A 20,886-nucleotide genomic window follows, 5' to 3' on the forward strand; every position below is an offset into this window, starting at 1 on the left:
TTCGCATGTGCCCCGGGGCATGGGCGTCACGTCACAGATGGCGGGGCCTTACAGGAAAACAAGGGGTTTGGGAAGTGGGACGGGCGGCGCGCGGCGGCCAGGGGCCGGAAAGGCCGGGCGACCGGCAGGCCAAGGGAATGCCGCATGACCCGCCACGACAAACGCCCGTGGCCGAAGGCAACGGGCGTCTTCCTGGTGTTCCGGGCAAGGACCTGTCGTCAAGCATCGTCCTTGCGGTCGGGTGCGGCCTGAACGAAGGGCTGCGCGGCGGTGTGTTCGGCCACCTCTTTCTCGGCCGGGTCCGCCTGTGGCGTGACCTTGAGCCTCTCGACCAGATCCAGCAGCTTCCCGCGTTCCATCCCGCGGATGGCCCAGGCACGGGCGCGTTCCTCCTCGGACGGATCGCTTGGGGCAAGTTCCCGGCTGACCACCGGGGCGGCTTTCTCCTCGGCAGGCTTGTCGGTCATCGATGCCCCGCGGGCCGCACCCGACGATGCGCCGGCAGACGTGACGGGCGTCTGCGCGGCCGCATCCTGGGCAGGCGAAGCCGATGCCGCGGATTGGGCCGCGGCCGCTTCTTCGACCTGTTGCAGCGCCTTGTCGGACAAATCGAATACAACGCCTTCGGACTGATCGACGCCGGGCTGCGTTGCCGCCTGCTGCGCGGCAGCCTGGGCTTCAGCCGCGCTTCTTGCCACGGAGCTTTCAGAGGCTGCATTGGACGCTGCCGGACTTAGCAGGGGGTTCAGAACGGGTTTCAAGATACCAAGTACCATTCGCGACTCCTTTTTACTGACAGCTTATTTTTTAAGCTGCAGGTCAAAGGGATCTACCAAAAAGCCTGTCGTATTTTAACGAAGTGTTAACCCCTTCAAGGCGCTGAAACGAAAAGCGCCCGCAGCCTGGGGCTGCGGGCGCTTGCCTGTCCAGACGGTCTGCGATCAGCGGCGCAGGCCCAGCTTGCCGATCAGGTCGGTATAGCGGGCTTCGTCCTTCTTCTTCAGATAGTCCAGCAGCTTGCGGCGCTGCGCGACCAGCTTGAGAAGGCCACGACGAGAGTGGTTATCCTTCTTGTGGGTCTTGAAATGCTCGGTCAGGGTGGCGATGCGCGACGACAGGATCGCCACCTGCACCTCGGGCGAACCGGTATCGCCGGCGGCGGTGCCGAATTCCTTGATGACGCGGGCTTTTTCTTCGACGGTGATCGACATCGGGGTCTCCTTTCAAAAAGGGATTATGGCGCAGGCCGGGATGTCGTCCAGCACTGGCCCGTGGAGCATCCGCCCGGCAGAGCGGAACGGATGCGCGCCAATACAGGAAAAGCGCGATCAGGGAAAGGGGTTTCGCAGCCTCAACCCGGCGTGCGGACGATCACGATATCCGCGACTGCCAGGCCGCCGCCTTGCAGCATCCTGACCACGGGATCGCCGTTCACCGTCACCAGCATCGTGCCGTCCTGATCCTGGACAAGACCGACCTGCGCCTCCTGCGCCACGCTGCCGGGCAGGTGCAGGATCATCTGATCCTCTTTCGCGTCGAAGTCGGCAATCACCGGCAGGGTCGCCGCGCCTTGCTTCACGACGAAATCGTCGGCTCCGGCCTGTCCCTCGGCGAAATCGGCGCTGCCCGGCATCAGCGTGTCGTCACCCTCGCCGCCGTGCATCCACACGGTCTGGGGATCATCGTCGCCCACCAGAAGGTCGTTGCCGCGGCCACCGTCAAGATCGTCTCCGCCCCCGCCCGCGACAAGAATGTCGTCCCCGTCATTGCCGGAAAGCCAATCGTTTCCGGCCCCGCCGAACAGCGTGTCCTGCCCTTCGCCGCCATAGATCGTGTCGTCGTCATCCTCGCCCCAGATGATGTCGTCGCCACCTTGCCCGACCAGCGAATCGGCACCCGCGCCGCCCCAGATCTCGTCCGCGCCGGCCGCATCATATTCGCCGTCGCCCTGGATCCAGTCCTCGCCCGCCCCGCCGACAACCGTATCATTGCCCCGCCCGCCATGCAGGTTGTCCGCAGAGGCACCGCCTTCGATCAGTTCATCTTCGGCTTCAGCGTCGGGCAGCGGGTCAGGAGGCGGGAGAACAGGCTCCTCGGGCAATTCGCCCAGTTCCGGGGTGCCGGAACTGACATCGCCCACCTCGCCTGGATCGGCCTCGCCCAGGGTCGGGGGAAGGCCATCGGTGTCGTCGTCGTCATCGGTGCGGCTGGGGGCCAGGTCAAGCGCGGCACCGGCCGCAGCAAGCGCCATCAGACTGGCAAGCACGAACATGGCGGAACCCCGAACAGAGACACAACTTGGTACTACAACCGCAAGGCGACATTAACCAAGACAATTGTAAAAAAAGGGTTAATCCGTGTCAGAAATCACGCACTGGACATGAAAAAACCCGCCCAGGGGGCGGGTGGTTTCGTTTTCGACGTGATCGCGCCGGATCAGCCCTGGCGGGCCTTGAAGCGGCGGTTGGTCTTGTTGATCACGTAGATGCGGCCCTTGCGGCGCACGATCTGGCAGTCGCGGTGCCGGCTTTTCAGCGAGCGGAGCGAATTGCGAACCTTCATCGGTTTTTCTCCATCACGCGGCCCGCAGCCGCAGGAAAACGAAATGCCCCCGACATCGGCCGGGGGCGGCGAAAACATGGTGGGCGGTACTGGGATCGAACCAGTGGCCACTACGATGTCAACGTAGTGCTCTACCGCTGAGCTAACCGCCCGTCCTTGGGTGATCCCGGAAACATCCTGCGACAGGTCCGGCACCGCCTTTCGGTCCGCGTGTCTATATAGGGGGGCACCGGGGGTTTCAAGCCCTATCGCAGCAGGAAAATAATCGCTTATATGGGAAAAAGGAAACCGCCCGCCGGGGACTGACTTGACCGAATCCGACCTGCCTGTCCTGATCGACCGGCCCGGACCCTGGGCCAGCGGCGTCATCTTCGGATCGCCTCATTCGGGCCGGGCCTATCCCGACTGGTTCCTGGAAGGCACGAAGCTGCCCGCCGAAACCCTGCGGTCCTCCGAGGATGCCTTCGTGGACCGCCTGATCGCCTGCGCACCCTCCTTCGGCGCGGTGACGATTCGCGCCCAGGTGCCGCGCGCCATCGTCGATCTGAACCGCGCCCCGGACGAGATCGACCCCCTGGTGGTCCGCGGCGTGCCGCGCCATCCGCTGAACCAGCGAACGCTGGCGGGCCTGGGGGTGATCCCCCGCGTCGTGTCCCAGGGCCGGGCCATCCTGGAACGCCCCATAGACCGGGCCGAGGCCGAACGCCGCATCGACGCCTATTGGCGGCCCTATCACCAGGCCCTGACCAGCCTGATCGCCGAGGCGCGATCGCGGTTCGGCCAGGCGATCCTTATCGACATGCATTCGATGCCCCATGACGCCCTGAACCATCTGCACGGGGCGCGTCCCGACATGGTGCTGGGCAATCGCCACGGGCTGTCCGCCGCCGCCCGCGTGTCGGACGCCATCGTCGCCGCCGTCGAGGCCGAGGGCTGGCGGATCCGGCGCAACTCGCCCTTTGCGGGGGCCTATATCTGTTCCGCCTATGGCCGGCCTGGCCAGAATGTCCATGTGGTCCAATTGGAAATCGATCGGGCGCTGTACATGGACGAAAAGACGATTACTCCGCACGAGGGCTTCGGCGATGTCGCCGCCCGTATGGCGCGGGTGATTCGGACGCTGTCGGTCCTGGATGCCGACGGCCGGTCCGACGCGGCGATCGCCGCCGAATAACAGGAGCGCGCGATGGACGACCTGCCTGCCCTGATCGGCCAGAACCTTGCCCTGATCGTCCTGACGGTCCTGATCCTGATGGCCGCCCTGTCTGCCGTGAAGATCGTCCGGCAATCCGAGAAATATGTGGTTGAACGATTCGGACCGCTGCATTCCGTCCTGGGACCGGGAATCAACCTGACGGTGCCAAAATGGTCGGCGACTGGGGGACCGAAGTGACCCGGGCCGAGATCCTGGACGTGAACCTAGACCAGGCCACCCGCGCCGCCATGCTGCAACAGTTGAACGCCGAACGCGCCCGCCGCGCCCCGGTGACCGAGGCCGAGGGCAAGCGCCGCGCCGTCAAGCTGGCCGCCGATGGCGAGCTTTACGCGGCCGAGCAGCTGGCCAAGGCCAAGCGCGTGCTGGCCGACGCCGAGGCCTATGCCACCGCCGCCATCGCTGCCATCGCCGAGGCGATCTCGAAGAACGGACTGGAGGCGGCGCAGTACCAGATGGCGCTGAAGCAGGTCGAGGCCCTGGCCGATATCGGCAAGGGCCAGGGCAGGCAGGTCGTTCTGGTGCCGGCGGCGGCGCTTGACGCCTTCGGCCTTCTGCGCGGGCGGTCGTCCTCATGAACGGCTGGTGGTGGCTGATCGCGGCCTTCGTGCTGGCGGGGATCGAACTGCTGGTGCCGGGCTGGGCGTTCATGGGGCTGGCGGCCTCAGTCGGGCTGATGGGGGTGCTGATGCTGGCGGGGCTGTGGTCGGCGGGGCTGCCGGTGACCTTGGTGATGACCGCGCTGCTGTCGAGCCTGGCTTGGCTGGTGTTCCGCCGTCTGTGGCCCACCAGCCGGGGGGATCGGCGCATCTGGGACCGCGACATCAACGACTGACGGCGCAGTTGGCAGGCCGAAGACGGGTATTGGGGCAAAGAAGAAACCCCTCAGCGCAGCGCCGCGACCCCGCGCACCAGGGGCTGCATCGCATCGCCCTTGACCATCCAGCTTGTCGCGAAGGCGAAGGTGGCGATGGTTTCCAGCCAGAAGACCGGGCGCAAGCCTTTCAGGCTGTCGTCCAGGCCGGTCGCGAACAGCACCCCCACCAGACCGATGCTGATGATGATGATCCAGCCGCAGACACGGTAAATCCGGTTGGAGGCCTGTTTCTCTGCACCATCCACCGCGCCCTTGGTAAACAGGACCAGGCAATAGACCGCGAGGGCGCCAAAGAAGACCGCTGCCGAGACCAGATGCACCAGCGACGACCAATCCGCGTTGCCACGATCCAGCAGGCATTGCAACAGCGTGCAAAGCGGTTCGGAGGCATCCTCGGGCGCCTTTTCATCGGGGTTGGTGGGCGCCAAGGCCACCAGGGCGATGGCCACGGCTGCCACGCGCGCGGTGCCCTTGTCCGTGATCCAGTCGCCCGCATCGGGGCGGAACCCCTCATAGCTCCACAGGAACACCGCCTGGGCCATCAATGTGCCGACGAAAACCTCGCGCATCGGGGTGTAATAGGCCGACGAGATGCTGGGCAGCAGGTCGCCCCGGAACAGGCCATAGGCCAGCAGCGTCAGCGGCAGGAAGAAGCCCAAGCCCCCGATGGCCCGCCGAACCGCGAGGAAGGACAGGACCAGGTCGTTATGGGCCTTTTGGGAAATGCCGCTCTTGTCCGCCATCCTGCCCCCTTTTCGCCAGACTGGCGCGGATGGCACGATCGGTCAATCAGCCGCGCATTTCCGCCAGGATGGCCTCCGCCGCGGCGCGGGGATCGGCGGCCTGCCAGATGGGACGGCCGACAACGATGTGATCGGCCCCCGCCGCGATGGCGCTGGCGGGCGTCTCGACCCGCTTCTGGTCGCCAAGCGCCGCCCCGGCGGGCCGGACGCCCGGCGTCACGATCAGCCGCGACCCCGGCAACGCGCGGATCGCCTGCGCCTCGCGCGGGGAACAGATGATGCCGTCGGCGCCCGCCTCGAAGGCGCGGGCGGCGCGTTCCACGGTGATGTCGTGGATGTCGCCCGGCTGGATCATGCCCGCGTCCAGATCGGCGCGTTCAAGCGAGGTCAGCACCGTCACGCCCAGGATCTTCAGGTTCGATCCCGCCGCCCCTTCCTTGGCGGCCCGGACCACATGCGGATCGCCATGCACGGTCAGGAAATCCAGCTTGAAGCGGGCCAGCCCGCGCACGGCGGCCTCCACCGTGGCGCCGATGTCGAACAGCTTCATGTCCAGAAAGATCCGCTTGCCGTGGTCCTGCTTCAATTCGTTCGCAAGCGCCAGCCCGCCGCCGGTCAGCATTCCCAGGCCGATCTTGTAGAAGCCCACGGCGTCGCCCAGCCTCTCGGCCAGGTCCAGTCCCGCAAGGGCATTCGGCACGTCCAGTGCCACGATCAGCCGGTCATCCATCGCCCTGCCCTTTCAGCAAAATCGCGGCGTTATGGCACATCGCCAGGCGGCTTGAAAGCGCCGCAAGACTTACCAGATCATAGTCGAAGACCCGGACCGGGGCGCGCCGCGACAGGGCGCCAGCGACACGGGGGCTAACAAAGGAGAAGTGCCGATGAACATGGAAAAGTTCACCGAACGGTCGCGCGGCTTCATGCAGGCCGCCCAGACCATCGCGATCCGCGAGGAAAACCAGCGGGTTGTCCCCGAACATCTGCTCAAGGCGCTGATGGACGACGACCAGGGGCTGTCCGCCAACCTGATCACCCGCGCGGGCGGCGATGCCCGGCGCGTGAAGGAAGCCGTCGATGCGGCCGTGGCCAAGCAGCCCAAGGTCAAGGGCGGCAATGGCCAGGTCTATGTGGACCCCAGCCTGGTGCGTGTCCTGGACGAGGCCGAGCAGATCGCCAAGAAGGCCGGCGACAGCTTCGTGCCGGCCGAGCGCATCCTGATGGCGCTGACGATGGTCAACACCAATGCCCGCGACGCGCTGACCGCAGGTGGCGTGACCGCGCAAAAGCTGAACGCGGCCATCAACGACATCCGCAAGGGCCGCACCGCCGACAGCGCGTCGGCCGAGGACAGCTATGAGGCGCTGGAGAAATATGCCCGCGACCTGACGCAAGCCGCGCGGGACGGCAAGATCGACCCGATCATCGGCCGGGACGAGGAAATCCGCCGCGCCATGCAGGTGCTGTCGCGCCGCACCAAGAACAACCCGGTGCTGATCGGCGAACCCGGCGTGGGCAAGACGGCGATTGCCGAGGGCCTCGCCCTGCGCATCGTCGATGGCGATGTGCCGGAATCCCTGCGCGACAAGAAGCTGATGGCGCTGGACATGGGCGCGCTGATCGCCGGTGCGAAATACCGGGGCGAGTTCGAGGAGCGGCTGAAGTCGATCCTGAAGGAGATCGAGAACGCCGCGGGCGAGATCATCCTGTTTATCGACGAATTGCACGTGCTGGTCGGCGCGGGCAAGACCGATGGCGCGATGGATGCCGCGAACCTGATCAAGCCCGCGCTGGCGCGGGGTGAGCTGCATTGCGTGGGCGCCACCACCCTGGACGAATACCGCAAGTATATCGAAAAGGACGCGGCCCTGGCCCGGCGCTTCCAGCCGGTCATGGTCGAGGAGCCGACGGTCGAGGACACGATCAGCATCCTGCGCGGCATCAAGGAGAAGTATGAACTTCACCACGGCGTCCGCATCTCCGACGCGGCCCTGGTCGCGGCGGCCACGCTGAGCCACCGCTACATCACCGACCGCTTCCTGCCCGACAAGGCCATCGACCTTGTGGACGAGGCTGCCTCGCGCCTGCGCATGGAGGTGGACAGCAAGCCCGAGGAGCTGGACCAGCTTGACCGCCAGATCCTGCAGATGCAGATTGAGGCCGAGGCGCTGAAAAAGGAAGACGACACGGCCTCGAAGGACCGGCTGGAACGGCTGGAACGCGACCTGTCCGACCTGCAGCAGCGCAGCGCGGAAATGACCGCCCGCTGGCAGGCCGAACGCGACAAGCTGGAAGGTTCGCGCAACCTCAACGAACAGCTTGACCGGGCGCGCGCCGAACTGGACCAGGCCAAGCGCGAGGGCAACCTGGCCCGCGCGGGGGAGTTGTCCTATGGCATCATCCCCGGCTTGGAAAAGCAGTTGGCCGAGGCCGAGAACGGCGGCGACGGCTTGATGGTCGAGGAAGCCGTGCGCCCCGAGCAGATCGCCGAGGTCGTGGAACGCTGGACCGGCATCCCCACCAGCAAGATGCTGGAAGGCGAGCGCGAGAAGCTGCTGAAGATGGAGGAGCAGATCGGCGCGCGCGTCATCGGCCAGCAGGAAGCCGTGGTGGCCGTTTCGAACGCCGTCCGCCGCGCGCGGGCGGGCCTGAACGACGAGAACCGTCCCCTGGGCAGCTTCCTGTTCCTGGGTCCGACCGGCGTCGGCAAGACCGAACTGACCAAGGCCCTTGCCGAATACATGTTCGACGATGACAGCGCGATGGTCCGCATCGACATGTCCGAGTTCATGGAAAAACATTCCGTGGCGCGGCTGATCGGCGCTCCTCCGGGCTATGTCGGCTATGACGAAGGCGGCGTCTTGACCGAGGCCGTGCGGCGGCGTCCCTATCAGGTGATCCTGTTCGACGAGGTCGAGAAGGCACACCCGGACGTGTTCAACGTGCTGCTTCAGGTGCTGGACGACGGGCAGTTGACCGATGGCCAGGGCCGGACGGTGGACTTCAAGCAGACGCTGATCATCCTGACGTCGAACCTGGGGTCGCAGGCGCTGTCGCATCTGCCGGAAGGATCGGATTCGACGGATGCGCGGCATCAGGTGATGGAGGCGGTGCGGGCGCATTTCCGGCCCGAGTTCCTGAACCGCCTGGACGAGATCATCATCTTCCGCCGCCTGTCGCGGCAGAACATGGACGGCATCGTCAAGATCCAGTTGCGGCGGCTGGAGCAGCGGCTTGCAGGACGCAAGATCACCCTGGACCTGGACGAGGATGCGCGCAAGTGGCTGGCCGACCAGGGCTATGACCCGGTCTTCGGGGCGCGTCCCCTGAAGCGGGTGATCCAGCGAGCGTTGCAGGATCCGCTGGCCGAACTGCTGCTGTCGGGCGAGGTGCTGGATGGGCAGACGGTCCATGTCAGCGCCGGGCCGGACGGACTGATCGTGGAAAACCGCATCGGCCGCGCGGGGCACAAGCTTGGGGCCGTCGGTGAAGGCCCCAAGCCCGAGGCAACCGTTCACTGAACATGAAAAGCGCGGGATGACGGAAAAGTCCCGCGCTTTTCCTTGCGAGAGGGGCCGCCAAAGACTTCGCAGGGAGGAGGGCGCGTCTCTGGCGGCCTTGACGGCGGGGGGACCGTCTTGGTCGGAGGTTTGCGGACATATCCTGCCCGCATGTTCATGATACACCAGAGGCTTTCCGGTATCCCGTCACGCGGCCAAGATCATGCTGCGATGCAGCAAAAATCCTGCGCCTTGATCTGGAAATCGGCAAGCTGCCCGCAGTGCGGGCAGTCAGATCATGCCGTCTTGCCTGCCAGCCGCGCCACGCCCATGACCTCCAGCACCTTCGCCTCGATATGGGCGGCGTTCAGGGCGGAGGTGTCATACATCGCAAAAGGCGCGTCGTGATCGACGAAGCGATCCGGCAGCACCATGGACCGGAAGCGCAGACCCCGGTCGAACACGCCCTCGTCCGACAACAGTTGCGCGACATGGCTGCCGAAACCGCCGACCGCGCCTTCCTCCAGCGTGATCAGCGCGTCGTGACCGGCCGCCAGCCGCAGGATCAGGTCGCGATCCAGGGGCTTGGCGAAGCGTGCATCGGCGATCGTGGGGGTGATCCCGCGTGCGCCCAGCGATTCGCAGGCCTTCTGCGCCTCGGACAGGCGGGTGCCGAAGGACAGGATCGCGACGCCCTTGCCCTGTTGCACGATGCGGCCCTTGCCGATCTCCAGCACCTGCCCGCGTTCGGGCATTTCGACCCCGGTGCCCTCGCCGCGTGGAAAGCGGAAGGCGATGGGGCCGCTGTCATGGGCGGCGGCGGTGGCGACCATGTGCATCAGTTCGGCCTCATCCGCGGCGGCCATCACCACCATGCCGGGCAGGTTTGCCAGGAAGGCGATGTCATAGGCGCCCGCATGGGTCGGCCCGTCCTGCCCCACAAGACCCGCGCGGTCGATGGCAAAGCGCACCGGAAGCCCCTGCACCGCCACGTCATGCACCACCTGGTCATAGCCGCGCTGCAGGAAGGTCGAATAGATCGCGCAGAAGGGCTTCATGCCCCCTGCCGCAAGCCCGGCCGCAAAGGTGACGGCGTGCTGTTCGGCGATGCCCACGTCAAAGGTCCGGCGCGGGAAGCGTTCGGCGAACTGCTTCAGCCCCGTGCCGTCCGGCATGGCGGCGGTGATGCCCACGATCTTGTCGTCGCGCCCGGCTTCGTCGATCAGGGCGCGGGCAAAGACGGCGGTATAGCTGGGCGCGTTCGATTCCGCCTTGGCCTGCACGCCCGTCACCATGTCGAACTTGCCCGTCGCATGGCCCCGGTCGGCGGCGTTTTCGGCGGGCGCATAGCCCTTGCCCTTGCGCGTCACGGCATGGATCAGCACCGGGCCGGTCGCGCGCGACTTCACCGTGCGCAAGAGCGGCAGAAGCTGGTCCAGGTCATGGCCATCCACCGGGCCAATATAGGAAAAGCCCAGCTCCTCGAACAGGGTGCCGCCGATGGTCATGCCCTTCAGCATTTCCTTGGCCCGGCGCGCGCCTTCCTGGAAGGGTGGCGGCAACAGGCCCACGGCGCCCTTGGCGGCGGCGCGCAGATCCTGGAAGGGACGGCGGGTGTAAAGGCTGGTCAGGTATGAGGACAGCGCCCCCACCGGCGGGGCGATCGACATCTCGTTGTCGTTCAGGATCACGAACAGGCGCTTGCCCAGGTGGCCCGCGTTGTTCAGCGCCTCGAAGGCCATGCCCGCGCTCATGGCGCCGTCGCCGATCACCGCGATGGCATCGCCCGGATCGCCGCCCAGGTCGCGCGCCACGGCAAAGCCCAAGGCCGCGCTGATCGAGGTCGAGGAATGGCCCGCGCCGAAGGGGTCATAGGGGCTTTCGGCGCGCTTCGTAAAGCCCGCCAGCCCGCCGCCCATGCGCAGGGTGCGGATGCGGTCGCGCCGGCCGGTCAGGATCTTGTGGGGATAGCACTGGTGGCCCACGTCCCAGATGATCTTGTCGCGCGGCGTGTCGAAGACCGCGTGCAGGGCCACGGTCAGTTCCACCACGCCCAGACCCGCGCCCAGGTGCCCGCCGGTGACGCTGACCGCGCTGATCGTTTCCGACCGCAGTTCGTCGGCAAGCTGGTGCAGCTCGCGGTCGCTGAGCGACTTCATGTCCGAGGGCAGCTTGACCCGGTCGAGGATCGGCGTCTTGGTCAGGTCGGTCATCGGCTGGCCCTTCGGGAGAGTGATTGCAGGGGCGGGCGTCGTTCAGGTGTCGCGTTCGATAACGAAACGCGCCAGTTGGCGCAAGTTTCCGGCATCCTTGCCATAGGGCACAAGGGCCGCATCGGCGGCGGCAACAAGGCGCGCGGCCTCGATCCGGGCGCCGTCAAGGCCCAGCAGGGACACGAAAGTGGCCTTGCCCGCCGCCATGTCCTTGCCGACGCGCTTGCCGGTCACATCTTCGTTTCCGGTCACATCCAGGATGTCGTCGGCGATCTGGAAGGCCAGTCCCACGGCATCAGCGTAAGCCGCCAGGGGCGCGGGATCGGCATCGGCGATCAGCGGCCCGGCCAGGGCGGCAAAGCGGATCAGCGCGCCGGTCTTGCCGCCCTGCAACTGGGTGATCTGGTCCAGCGTCAGCGGTTCTGCTGCCGTCTCGGCCGCGATGTCCAGCGCCTGCCCCCAGACCATCCCCGCCCCGCCCACGGCCTGCGCGAAGGCCGCGACCAGCCGGCGCGTCGCGGCATCGCCGATGGCCGGGTCGGCCAGCAGCCCGAAGGCCAACGATTGCAGCGCGTCGCCTGCAAGGATCGCGGTGGCCTCGGACCATTTCACATGGACGGTGGGCAGACCCCGGCGCAGGTCGTCGTCGTCCATCGCGGGCAGGTCGTCATGGACCAGCGAATAGGCGTGCAGCGCCTCGACCGCCGCCGCGACCGGCAGCGCGGCATCGTCGGCCACGCCATGCAGCCGCGCGGCTTCCATCACCAGGAAGGCCCTGATCCGCTTGCCGCCCGCGCAGGCATAGGCCATCGCATCGCGCAATTCGCCCTCTGGCAAGGCGCCGATCGCCCGGTCAAGCGCGGCCTGGACCTGGGCTTTCACCGCCCCCAAGCGATCCTGCATCACAGCCCCTCGGCCGGTTCCGTTCCCGTGGGCTGGCCATTGGCCGCAAGGGTGATCTTTTCCACCCGGTCCTCGGCCTCGCGCAGGCGTTTCTCGCAATGCTGGCGCAGGGCGGCGCCGCGTTCGTAAAGGCGGATCGATTCATCCAGGCTGGCATCGCCGGTTTCCAGCTTGCCGACGGTGGCCTCCAGCTCCTTCATGGCTTCCTCGAAGCTCATGGTCGCGATGTCGTTCATTCTCGGGCCTCCAGCAGGACTTGGACATGGGCGCGGGCGGACCGGCCCAGGGCGTCCAGATCATAGCCACCTTCCAGGCAGGATACCACCGGGGCCGACAGATCCGCCGCCATGTCGCAGATCATCCGGGTGATGGCCGCGAAATCATCGTCGTCCCAGTTCAGTTGCGCCAGCGGATCGGCCGCGTGGGCGTCGAACCCGGCCGATACGATCACCAGTTGCGGCGCGAAATCCCGGCAGCGGGCCAGGATGTCGCGCCACGCCGCCTGCCCCGCCGCGCCGTCCGAGCCGGGACGCAGCGGCACGTTCACCATCTGCCCGTGCGCACCTTGTTCGCTGGCTGCCCCCGTGCCGGGATAAAGCGGCATCTGATGGGTGGATGCGAAGAAAGCGCGGCGTTCATCCCACAGCAGCGCCTGCGTGCCGTTGCCGTGATGCACGTCAAAATCCAGCACTGCGACGCGGTCCAGACCGTGATGATCCAGGGCGCGCATCGCCGCAATGGCCGCGTTGCCGAAGATGCAGAAGCCCATTGGCGTCTCGCGTTCGGCATGATGGCCGGGCGGGCGCATGGCGACAAAGGCATTCGCGACCTCGCCCGCCAGCACGGCATCCACCGCCGCCACGGCCCCGCCGACCCCGCGCAGGGCGGCATCCAGGCTGCCGGGCGACAGATGGGTATCGGCGTCCAGCATTTGCCAGCCTTCTTCGGGGACGGCCGCGCGGATGCGTTCCAGATAGGACTGCGGATGGCAGCGCAGGATATCGGCCTCGTCGGCTCGCGGCGCCTCGCGACGGTCAAGGGCCAGGTCGGCAAGCGCGTCAAGGACCGCGGCATGGCGTGCGACCTGCTCGGCATGGCCGGGGGGCGTGATATGGCGTTCGGCGTCGGGATGCGTGAACAGGGCAGTGGTCATGGCGGCCTTTCCTATACGTCCATCTTGCCGATCAGGGGCAGGTCATCCTCGGGACCGACGCTGTGGCGCTCGATCATGCGGTGGACCAGCGGATCGCCCTCGCCCTGGTGCAGGGCACGCAGGGATACGGTGATCTCGGCGTCCGATTTCGTGCGGCGCAGGTTGTGGCGCACATATTCGTCCCAGGTGGCGATGTGATAGCTTTCGGTCCACAGGTCGGGATGTTCAAGGTCGCGCAGCAAGGCCCAGTTCCGCGCGCCGTCACGGCGGCGAATGTTGCGGCGCTTCTGCATCAGGCGCAGGAATTCCGGCACGTCCTTCTGGGCGATGCGGTAATCGACCATGACCATGATCGGACCCGACCGCCCGCGCAGGTCGATCCGCAGCGCCGGTTCGCGAAACCGGTTGGCCGGGTCCAGGTCGGCCGTGCCGAACTCGGGGGCCTTGAACCAGACGCCGATCACCGCGCCGACCAGCAGCACGATCCCCGCCGCCGTCAGCGCCTGGCCCAGCCCATGCGCCCCGGCGATGCCGCCCCAGACCCAGGACCCCGCTGCCATGCCGCCGAAGGTTGCCGTCTGATACAGCGCCAGCGCGCGCGCCACCACCCAGCGGGGGGTGGACAGCTGCACCGTCACGTTGAACAGCGACAAGGCCAGCACCCAGGATGCCCCCGCAGGCAGCAGTGCCAGCGCGTGCAGCCAGACCGATTGCGTCTGGCCCAGCACGACCGCCGACAGCGCGAAGCCCGCAAAGGCCATGCGCACGATGTTTTCGTTGTCGAACCGCGCCCGGATACGGGGGTTCAACGCCGCCCCGGCGATGGCGCCGATGCCGTAGCAGCCCAGAAGGCCGCCGAACAGCATCGAGCCCCCCTCGGGGTGGGATTTGGCGACCAGGGGCAGCAGCGCCAGCACGGACACGGCGGCAAAGCCGAACAGCGCGCCGCGCCCGATCACCTTTGTCAGGTTCGGCGACAGGAAGACATAGCGCAGGCCCGCGGCCACGGCGGGCAGGAAGGCCTCGGGCGGGGCGGTCCGGGGGGCGATGTTCGGGCGCCATCGGAACAGCGCGCCCAGCAGGGGGATATAGCTGGCGGCGTTGACGGCGAAGGCCGCAGCCGCGCCGAAGCCTGCCACGATGAAGCCCCCCGCCGCCGGTCCCACGCTGCGCATCAGATTGAAGCCCACCGAGTTAAGCGTGACGGCGGCAGGGAGGTCCGCGCGCGGCACCAGGTCACCCATGCTGGCCTGCCACGGCGGGTTATAGAGTGCCTGCCCCGCCCCGATCAGGAAGGTGAAACCCAGCAGCAGCCAAGGGGTCAGCCAGCCCTGCCAGGCGACCACCGCCAGGACCAGCGACACGGCGGCCATGAAGCATTGCGCGAACAAAAGGATCGTCTTGCGGTCGAAGATGTCGGCCAAGGCGCCCGATGCCAGCGCCAGCAGCATGATCGGCAGCGTGTTCGAGGCCTGCACCAGCGCGATCAGCGTGGCGCTGTCGGTCAGTTGCGTCATCAACCAGGCCGCGCCCACGGCCTGCACCAGCCCGCCGAAATTCGACACCAGAGTCGCGCTCCACAGCAGGCGGAAGTCGCGGTGCCGGAACGGGGCAAGGGCGGATGCTGTCTGGTCGGTCACTGGAACGGTCGCTTCGGGCTTTTCGGCAGCCTAGCCAGCCGGGTGGCGGGGGGCAATCTGCGGTCTTGGGATGGCGCCTCGGGGCCGGGATGAAACCAAACCAAACGACAAGTTGTTCCAGCGTCAGTCATTCTTGAACAGACTGCCGCTCTTTCGCCACAAGGCCGGGATTGCCGTCGGCCGGATCAGGCTGCAAGGCTTGACGCCCGGTGCCTGTGACAGGCTGATGAACCGATACGCGAATCACCGCCCGGTCCTGCCGCCGGGGTGGTTCGGGAATTTTACGCTGCTGGCGCGGTCCCCGCGACGCCGTATGCCATGAAGGAAGTTGATGATGATGCGTCTTGCCACCCTGTTCACGGCGCTTGCCCTGGGGCTTGCCGCATGTGGGAACAACAGCCAGCCGATAACCCTGGCCACGCCCCCCGTGCCGCCAGCCTATCAGGCCCGCACCGATACCGGCCCGAACGGAGAGCCGATCCAGATCCCCGCTGTCCGCGCCGCCTATCTGAACGAGCGCAACCAGCGCCAGCAGGTGCCCTATAACGGACCCGAGGAGCCGGGCACGATCGTCGTCGACCCCTATGCGCGCGTTCTGTATCACGTCCAGCAGGGCGGACAGGCGATGCGCTATGGCGTGGCCGTGGGCCGTGCCGGCACCGGCTATGCCGGCACCGCGACCATCGCCCGCAAGGCGGCCTGGCCGTCCTGGCGGCCGACCGACAACATGATCCGCACCCAGCCCGATCTTTACGCGCAGTTCGCGGGCGGACTGACCGGTGGGATGCACAACCCCCTGGGATCGCGGGCGCTGTATCTTTATGAAGGCGGGCGCGACACCTATTACCGCATCCATGGCACGATGGACCCGTCCTCCATCGGCAAGGCCACCTCGGCCGGCTGCATCCGACTGTTCAACCAGGACATCATCGACCTGTTTTCCCAGGTCGAGACCGGCGCCACCGTGCATGTCCGCAGCCAGGCGGAAAGCGTTCGCCTGGAAGGTCCGATGACCGAAACGCCCGAAGGCTATGTGGTGCCCGCCGGACAGGCGCCCGTCCCGGCCACCGCCGCGCTGGCCCCGACGGCCACGGCCTATCCGGCCACCTCGATGGTGACGGATCCCTATGCCGTCACGACGATCAGCACGCCCTATAGCGCGCCGGTCACGACCATGTCCCCGGTGGAAAGTGCCGTTCAGTAAACCGGGCAGATCGCCCTTGAAGGCCCCGGCTTCGGCTGGGGCCTTTCCAATTGCAAAACCGGAAAATCTTTCGCAACATTCGCGCGAAATCACGCCGCCCCAGGGAAGAAGCGATGCCCAACTACAGCAAGCTGGAACAGGAACTTCTGACCGTCGAGCAGCGGGCCTTGGCCGACAGAAGCCGCGGCGCGGCGCTTGGCCATCTGGACGACGGGGCGCTGGGGGCGCTGATTGCCGAACTGAAGGCCGCGGCGGACCAGGCGGGGCCACGGGGTGAAAACGGGCAGGTGGCGGCAGCCGACATCCTTGCGGCCGCCATCAGGCGGGTCAGGCGCGAACAGCGCAAGCGCAAGGCCACGCCTTCCGCAAGCAGCGGCAGCCCGGTGGTCAAGCCCGTCGCGCCAAAGCCTGAAAAGCCTGCCAAGCGCAAGCCCGCCTCGCCTGCCAGAAAGCCCGCAGGCCGCGAGAAGGCCGAGGTTCGCAAGCCTGACCTGCGCACCGGCTCTCGCCGCGTCGCCAAGGCGGGCGCCAAGTCTGCGGCAGCCCCGGCGGCGGAATCCGTGCCCTCTGCCACCGCATCCATGACCCCCGCCACCCCCGCCCCGGCCCAGCCGGAAAGTCCGGCCCCCGCGACCCAGGTTCAGGGAAAGGCCGCCCGCAAGGCTGCGAAAGAGGCCGAGAAGGAAGCCCGCAAGGCGGCCCGGAAGGCGGAAAAGGACGCGGCCAAGGCCGAGCGCAAGGCCGAAAAGAAGGCCGCGCGAAAGGCCGAGAAGGACGCCCTCAAGGCAAGCGCGAAAGCTGACAAGCCGAAGGGCAAGGACAAGAAGAAGGGCAAGGGCAAGGCCGCCAAGGCCAAGTCCGACCCGCTGGACGTCGCCTGATCCTGTCCGCCATGACGTTGCCCCGCCCCCTGGCAGGATGGTTCCGGCGACTGGCTGCGGTGCTGGCGATGCTGGCCGCGCCCGCCGCCCAGGCCTTTCCCGCCGTCGACGCCCTGGCCGGGCGCCCCCCGGTCCGCCAGACCGAATCGCTGCGCTGCACCGATGACGGGCGCGATTGCGTGCGGCTGGATCACTATGCCGCCGATGTCTGCAAGCTGATCGAACGCAATGCCGCCGAACGGGGGCTGGACCCGAACTTCCTGGCCCGTCTGCTGTGGAAGGAAAGCCGGTTCGAACCGGGCGCGATCAGCCCGGTGGGCGCGCTTGGCATCGCGCAGTTCATGCCGGGCACGGCTGATCTTTACGACCTGCACGATCCGATGAACCCCGCGCAGGCGATCCACAAGTCGGCCTGGTATCTGCGCCACCTGACCAACATGTTCGGCAATATCGGCCTGGCCGCCGTGGCCTATAACGGGGGGGAAAACCGCGCGGCGCGGTTCATCGGCCAGAATGGCGGCCTGCCCTATGAAACGCAGGATTATGTGGCCGCGATCACCGGATTTGACGCGCTTCGCTGGCGCGACAATCCGCCCCAGGCCCGGGAACTGAAGCTGGCCCTGGATCCCGACCTGGCGTTTCGCCCTGCCTGCGAAAAGCTTGCGGGCGAACGCAGGCTGCGCGAGTTCATGACCCAGCCCAAGGTCTTTCCCTGGGGCGTGATCGTGGCCAGCCATCCCAGCCAGTCCGGCGCGATCCAACAGGTCGCCCGCCTGAACCGCAGCCTGCGCCCGATCCTGGGCGACAAGCAGGTGGGTTATGTCCGCAAGCGCATCACCGGGGCACGCCGCGCCGTCTATACCGCGCAGATCGGCTGGGACAGCAGGCGCGAGGCCGCCGCCTTCTGCAACCGCCTCAAGCAGTTGGGCGGGCGGTGCATTGTGTTGCGGAACTGAAGTTTGGGTTAATTAATCATCCTATTAATAATCCTTTAGGTCACTGCGAAAGTGAAATCTACCTTTATCATCCATAATCATTTCCCCATTATTGCTTTTGTCATATCCTTGCTCCTCTACAATCCATTCTTCAACCCTGCGATGCAGCCAGTCTGCCTGCTTCGGATCTTGAATCAGGGATAATACCTCTTCCCAGTCAAACAAATATTTTGCGCTTCCGCTTCCTGAAAAAGGGTCGTATGCTTCTACAAGATACCAAATGCCCTCGCCCCCCTCAAAAGAAGGATTGGAAATTTCCATTTCCGTTCCTGATGCTTTCCATGCACGCTCAAAGGCAATTCTCCCCACTTCCTTCAACTCACCGTTTGTTGCAACATCATTGATGATGTTCTCCTTTAAAAGTCTAACTTTTCTACGTATAGCCGAAGGATGGGAGTGATTAAGATTACTTAGCATCAAAAAGGGATCTTCCACGGGGAGCCCAGATTCTACTTCAAGCCAGTTAAGAACATCTTTCCAGTTTTGAAACATCCACCTTGCATCTGACCGATCAGAAGCTGGGAGGTGGCTCAGCGGTGTAGAAGACACGGCTTCACCAAATTTTTTTGTGCTTCTATAATTTCTACCAATTTTTTGAAGTTCTGCTCCGATGCAGAACCACGCCCAAGCCTCCTCCTCTTTGTTCGGGTTCATACAGACTAGATCCACCAGTGAGCGGGTGTCTTTCACAACGATCTCCTTAAATTTTCTTTGAACCTATAGAAAACTCTGCGGATCGATGTCCACCGACAGCCGCAGGTTTGCGGGCGGCTTGTGCGGGGCGAGCCAGTCGGCGATGGCGGACTGGATGGGCGCCTGGCGCGGCGCGTGGATCAGCATCCGCATCCGGTGCCGCCCCCGGATCCGCGCGATGGGCGCGGGGGCCGGTCCCCACAGTTGCGCCCCCGCCTGTTCCAGCGGCGCGGCATGGGCGGCCAGATGGCGGGCGAAATCGGCGACGACGCCCAGGTCAGGATGGGACAGGATGATCCCCGCCAGGCGCCCGAACGGGGGCATCCCGGTGGCCTGGCGTCCGGCAGCCTCGGCGTTCCAGAAGGCCTCGTCCTCGCCCGACAGGATCGCGCGGATCACCGGGTGTTCGGGCTGGTGGGTTTGCAGCAGCGCCACCCCCGGCGCGGCGCCCCCCTGGCGGCCTGCGCGGCCTGCGACCTGGCGCATCAGTTGGAACGACCGTTCCGCCGCGCGCAGGTCGGCGCCTTGCAGGCCCAGGTCGGCGTCGATCACGCCCACCAGCGTCAGGCGCGGGAAGTTGTGGCCCTTGGCGACGATCTGCGTGCCAATGATGATCTGGGTGTCGCCATTCGCGATCTCGGCGATGGTGTCCTTCAGCGCGCGCGCGGAATGGAACAGGTCGGATGAAAGCACGGTCGCCTTGGCGTCGGGAAAGCGGGCGGCGACCTCTTCGGCGATGCGTTCCACGCCGGGGCCGATGGGGGCCAGCTTTCCTTCAACCTTGCAGGAGGGGCAGGCCAGCGGGATGGGCCGCGACTCTCCGCATTGGTGGCAGATCAGGCGGTTCTGGAAGCGGTGTTCGACCATCCGCGCGTCGCATTGATGGCAGCCGATTTGTTCGCCGCAGGCCCGGCACAGCATCACCGGCGCATAGCCGCGCCGGTTCAGGAACAGCAGCGATTGCTCCCCTTTGGCCAGCCGCGATTCGACCGCCCCCGCCAGCGTGGGCGAGATCCAGCGGCCCGACGCCATCTCCTCGGCCCGCAGGTCGATCGCGGCCATGTCGGGCAACTCAGCCGTGCCATAGCGTGACCGTAGGTCCAGTCGCCGGTACTTGCCACTGTGGGCGTTCACCCAGCTTTCCAGCGACGGCGTGGCCGAGGCCAGCACCACCTGCGCCCCGTTGATGGACGCGCGCAGCACCGCCATGTCGCGGGCGCTGTAATAGACCACGTCCTCCTGCTTGTAGCTGGAGTCGTGTTCCTCATCGACGACGATCAGGCCCAGGTCGCGGAAAGGCAAGAACAGCGCGGACCGGGCGCCGACGACCAGCCCGACCTCGCCCTTGCCCGCCATGTGCCACAAGCGGCGGCGTTCCGTGCGGGTGATGCCGCTGTGCCATTCGCCGGGACGCGCGCCGAAGCGGGCCTCGACCCGGTCCAGGAACTCGGCCGACAGCGCGATTTCCGGCAGCAGGACAAGGGCCTGGCGACCCTGCGCCAGGCATTCGGCGACGGCCTCCAGATAGACTTCGGTCTTGCCGGACCCGGTGACCCCGCGCAGCAGGGTGGTGCCATAGCCCCCCGCCCGGACCGCCCCGCGCAGCGCGTCCGCCGCCGCCTGCTGGTCGGCGTCCAGCGGCTTGCCGGGGCGCGAGGCGTCCAGCCGGGGATAGGGCAGATCGCGAGGGGCCTGAACCTCGGCCAGGGTGCCCGCCGCGACCAGGCCCTTGACCACCGCCGTTCCGACGCCTGCAAGCTGGGCCAACTCCGCTGGCGCAAAGCTTGCCCCGCCGTGATCGGCCATGACCTGCATCACGCGCTCGCGCGCCTCGGTCATGCGCGACGGCGGCACGCCGCCCGGCACGATCACGCGGCGGGCGGCGGGCGGCTGGTCCAGGTCGGGCGCGCGCGTCGCCATGCGCAGCATCAAGGGCAGCGGCGTCAGCGTGTAATCGGCAGCCCGTGTCAGAAAGTCCAGGAAGCGCGCGTCGAAGGGTTCGGCATCCAGCACGCGCGCCACGGGGCGAAGCTTGGCCAAGTCGAAATCCCCCACGCCCTCGCCCATGACCAGACCCACGACCCGGCGCGGCCCCAGCGGCACCAGAACAAGCTGTCCCTGCGCCACGCCCCCCTCGGGTGCCAGGTAATCCAGGACGCCCACCGGTTCGACCGTCAGAACGGCAATGCGCGCACGCGCGGGGAAAAAGGCGGGCAGGGTTTTCATCGCCCTGATAAAACCCTGCCGCGTGCCCGTTGCAAGGCCCGCCCTGCCCCTTTCGGCCAAGGCGGTTTTGCGCTATCACCCCA

19 protein-coding genes, 1 tRNA gene and 1 pseudogene are annotated in these 20,886 nt (G+C 66.5%); 7 read left to right on the forward strand and 14 right to left on the reverse strand.

Annotated features, from left to right (window positions below):
* Positions 1-218: 218 nt before the first annotated feature.
* From RAH32_RS08180 to RAH32_RS08200, 5 genes are all read right to left on the reverse strand, one after another.
* Positions 219-776 carry a hypothetical protein gene (locus RAH32_RS08180; RefSeq protein ID WP_306606980.1) on the reverse strand — a complete coding sequence of 186 codons (558 nt, stop codon included), beginning with the start codon at positions 774-776 and terminating at the stop codon, positions 219-221.
* A 165-nt stretch (positions 777-941) separates the two neighbouring features.
* The gene (rpsO, locus tag RAH32_RS08185) at positions 942-1,211 is read right to left on the reverse strand and encodes a 30S ribosomal protein S15 (RefSeq protein ID WP_306606982.1); all 270 of its coding nucleotides are present in this window, start codon (positions 1,209-1,211) and stop codon (positions 942-944) included.
* 140 nt (positions 1,212-1,351) lie between these two features.
* On the reverse strand, positions 1,352-2,272 hold the full coding sequence (locus RAH32_RS08190; RefSeq protein ID WP_306606984.1) for a calcium-binding protein: 921 nt from the start codon (positions 2,270-2,272) through the stop codon (positions 1,352-1,354).
* Positions 2,273-2,436: 164 nt separating this feature from the next.
* The gene (gene ykgO / locus RAH32_RS08195; protein ID WP_028725484.1) at positions 2,437-2,562 is read right to left on the reverse strand and encodes a type B 50S ribosomal protein L36; all 126 of its coding nucleotides are present in this window, start codon (positions 2,560-2,562) and stop codon (positions 2,437-2,439) included.
* A gap of 77 nt (positions 2,563-2,639) precedes the next feature.
* A tRNA-Val gene (locus RAH32_RS08200) sits at positions 2,640-2,714 on the reverse strand.
* 155 nt (positions 2,715-2,869) lie between these two features.
* On the opposite strand from RAH32_RS08200, the gene RAH32_RS08205 reads away from it, so the two are divergent.
* From RAH32_RS08205 to RAH32_RS08215, 3 genes and pseudogenes are all read left to right on the forward strand, one after another.
* A complete protein-coding gene (locus RAH32_RS08205; RefSeq protein WP_306606987.1) occupies positions 2,870-3,736 on the forward strand; it encodes an N-formylglutamate amidohydrolase in 867 nt (288 codons plus the stop codon).
* 12 nt (positions 3,737-3,748) lie between these two features.
* Positions 3,749-4,353: pseudogene (locus RAH32_RS08210) on the forward strand (SPFH domain-containing protein).
* Complete coding sequence (locus RAH32_RS08215; RefSeq protein ID WP_306606989.1) at positions 4,350-4,610, forward strand: NfeD family protein; 261 nt, start codon at positions 4,350-4,352, stop codon at positions 4,608-4,610. Before RAH32_RS08210 ends, RAH32_RS08215 begins: the two are co-directional and overlap by 4 nt.
* Positions 4,611-4,660: 50 nt before the next feature.
* Here the strand turns inward: RAH32_RS08215 and RAH32_RS08220 are convergent, their stop codons facing one another.
* Positions 4,661-5,395 carry a DUF998 domain-containing protein gene (locus RAH32_RS08220; RefSeq protein WP_306606991.1) on the reverse strand — a complete coding sequence of 245 codons (735 nt, stop codon included), beginning with the start codon at positions 5,393-5,395 and terminating at the stop codon, positions 4,661-4,663.
* 46 nt (positions 5,396-5,441) lie between these two features.
* Positions 5,442-6,125 carry an orotidine-5'-phosphate decarboxylase gene (gene pyrF, locus RAH32_RS08225; RefSeq protein ID WP_306606993.1) on the reverse strand — a complete coding sequence of 228 codons (684 nt, stop codon included), beginning with the start codon at positions 6,123-6,125 and terminating at the stop codon, positions 5,442-5,444.
* Between the two features lie 154 nt (positions 6,126-6,279).
* On the opposite strand from pyrF, the gene clpB reads away from it, so the two are divergent.
* Positions 6,280-8,916 (forward strand): ATP-dependent chaperone ClpB, encoded by a 2,637-nt coding sequence (gene clpB, locus RAH32_RS08230; RefSeq protein WP_306606995.1) that lies wholly within the window; start codon positions 6,280-6,282, stop codon positions 8,914-8,916.
* Between the two features lie 275 nt (positions 8,917-9,191).
* Here clpB and dxs read toward each other — a convergent pair whose 3' ends face one another.
* From dxs to RAH32_RS08255, 5 genes are read right to left on the reverse strand one after another with little or no spacing between them, the layout of a single operon-like run.
* On the reverse strand, positions 9,192-11,108 hold the full coding sequence (gene dxs / locus RAH32_RS08235; RefSeq protein WP_306606997.1) for a 1-deoxy-D-xylulose-5-phosphate synthase: 1,917 nt from the start codon (positions 11,106-11,108) through the stop codon (positions 9,192-9,194).
* A 42-nt stretch (positions 11,109-11,150) separates the two neighbouring features.
* On the reverse strand, positions 11,151-12,011 hold the full coding sequence (locus tag RAH32_RS08240) for a polyprenyl synthetase family protein (protein ID WP_306606999.1): 861 nt from the start codon (positions 12,009-12,011) through the stop codon (positions 11,151-11,153).
* Entirely contained in the window at positions 12,011-12,247 is a 237-nt protein-coding gene (locus tag RAH32_RS08245; RefSeq protein WP_154764573.1) for an exodeoxyribonuclease VII small subunit, read from the reverse strand. The genes RAH32_RS08240 and RAH32_RS08245 overlap by 1 nt, the downstream gene beginning before the upstream one ends.
* Positions 12,244-13,164, reverse strand: a complete 921-nt coding sequence (locus tag RAH32_RS08250) for a histone deacetylase family protein (RefSeq protein ID WP_306607003.1) — start codon at positions 13,162-13,164, stop codon at positions 12,244-12,246. The genes RAH32_RS08245 and RAH32_RS08250 overlap by 4 nt, the downstream gene beginning before the upstream one ends.
* A gap of 11 nt (positions 13,165-13,175) precedes the next feature.
* Positions 13,176-14,804: an MFS transporter gene (locus tag RAH32_RS08255; RefSeq protein WP_306607005.1), complete on the reverse strand. Its 1,629-nt coding sequence runs from the start codon at positions 14,802-14,804 to the stop codon at positions 13,176-13,178.
* A 331-nt stretch (positions 14,805-15,135) separates the two neighbouring features.
* Between RAH32_RS08255 and RAH32_RS08260 the strand changes: the two genes are divergently transcribed.
* The 3 genes from RAH32_RS08260 (at position 15,136) to RAH32_RS08270 (ending at position 17,845) form a co-directional block, all read left to right on the forward strand.
* Positions 15,136-16,008: a L,D-transpeptidase gene (locus RAH32_RS08260; protein WP_373429683.1), complete on the forward strand. Its 873-nt coding sequence runs from the start codon at positions 15,136-15,138 to the stop codon at positions 16,006-16,008.
* Between the two features lie 113 nt (positions 16,009-16,121).
* Positions 16,122-16,889: a hypothetical protein gene (locus tag RAH32_RS08265; RefSeq protein WP_306607007.1), complete on the forward strand. Its 768-nt coding sequence runs from the start codon at positions 16,122-16,124 to the stop codon at positions 16,887-16,889.
* A gap of 11 nt (positions 16,890-16,900) precedes the next feature.
* A complete protein-coding gene (locus RAH32_RS08270; protein WP_306607009.1) occupies positions 16,901-17,845 on the forward strand; it encodes a lytic transglycosylase domain-containing protein in 945 nt (314 codons plus the stop codon).
* A 24-nt stretch (positions 17,846-17,869) separates the two neighbouring features.
* On the opposite strand, the gene RAH32_RS08275 is transcribed toward RAH32_RS08270, so the two are convergent.
* Positions 17,870-18,574 carry a hypothetical protein gene (locus tag RAH32_RS08275; RefSeq protein ID WP_306607011.1) on the reverse strand — a complete coding sequence of 235 codons (705 nt, stop codon included), beginning with the start codon at positions 18,572-18,574 and terminating at the stop codon, positions 17,870-17,872.
* Between the two features lie 27 nt (positions 18,575-18,601).
* Positions 18,602-20,803 carry a primosomal protein N' gene (locus RAH32_RS08280; protein WP_306607013.1) on the reverse strand — a complete coding sequence of 734 codons (2,202 nt, stop codon included), beginning with the start codon at positions 20,801-20,803 and terminating at the stop codon, positions 18,602-18,604.
* Positions 20,804-20,886: the final 83 nt, after the last annotated feature.

This window comes from Paracoccus yibinensis (assembly GCF_030846195.1).
Taxonomy (GTDB): Bacteria; Pseudomonadota; Alphaproteobacteria; order Rhodobacterales; family Rhodobacteraceae; genus Paracoccus; species Paracoccus yibinensis.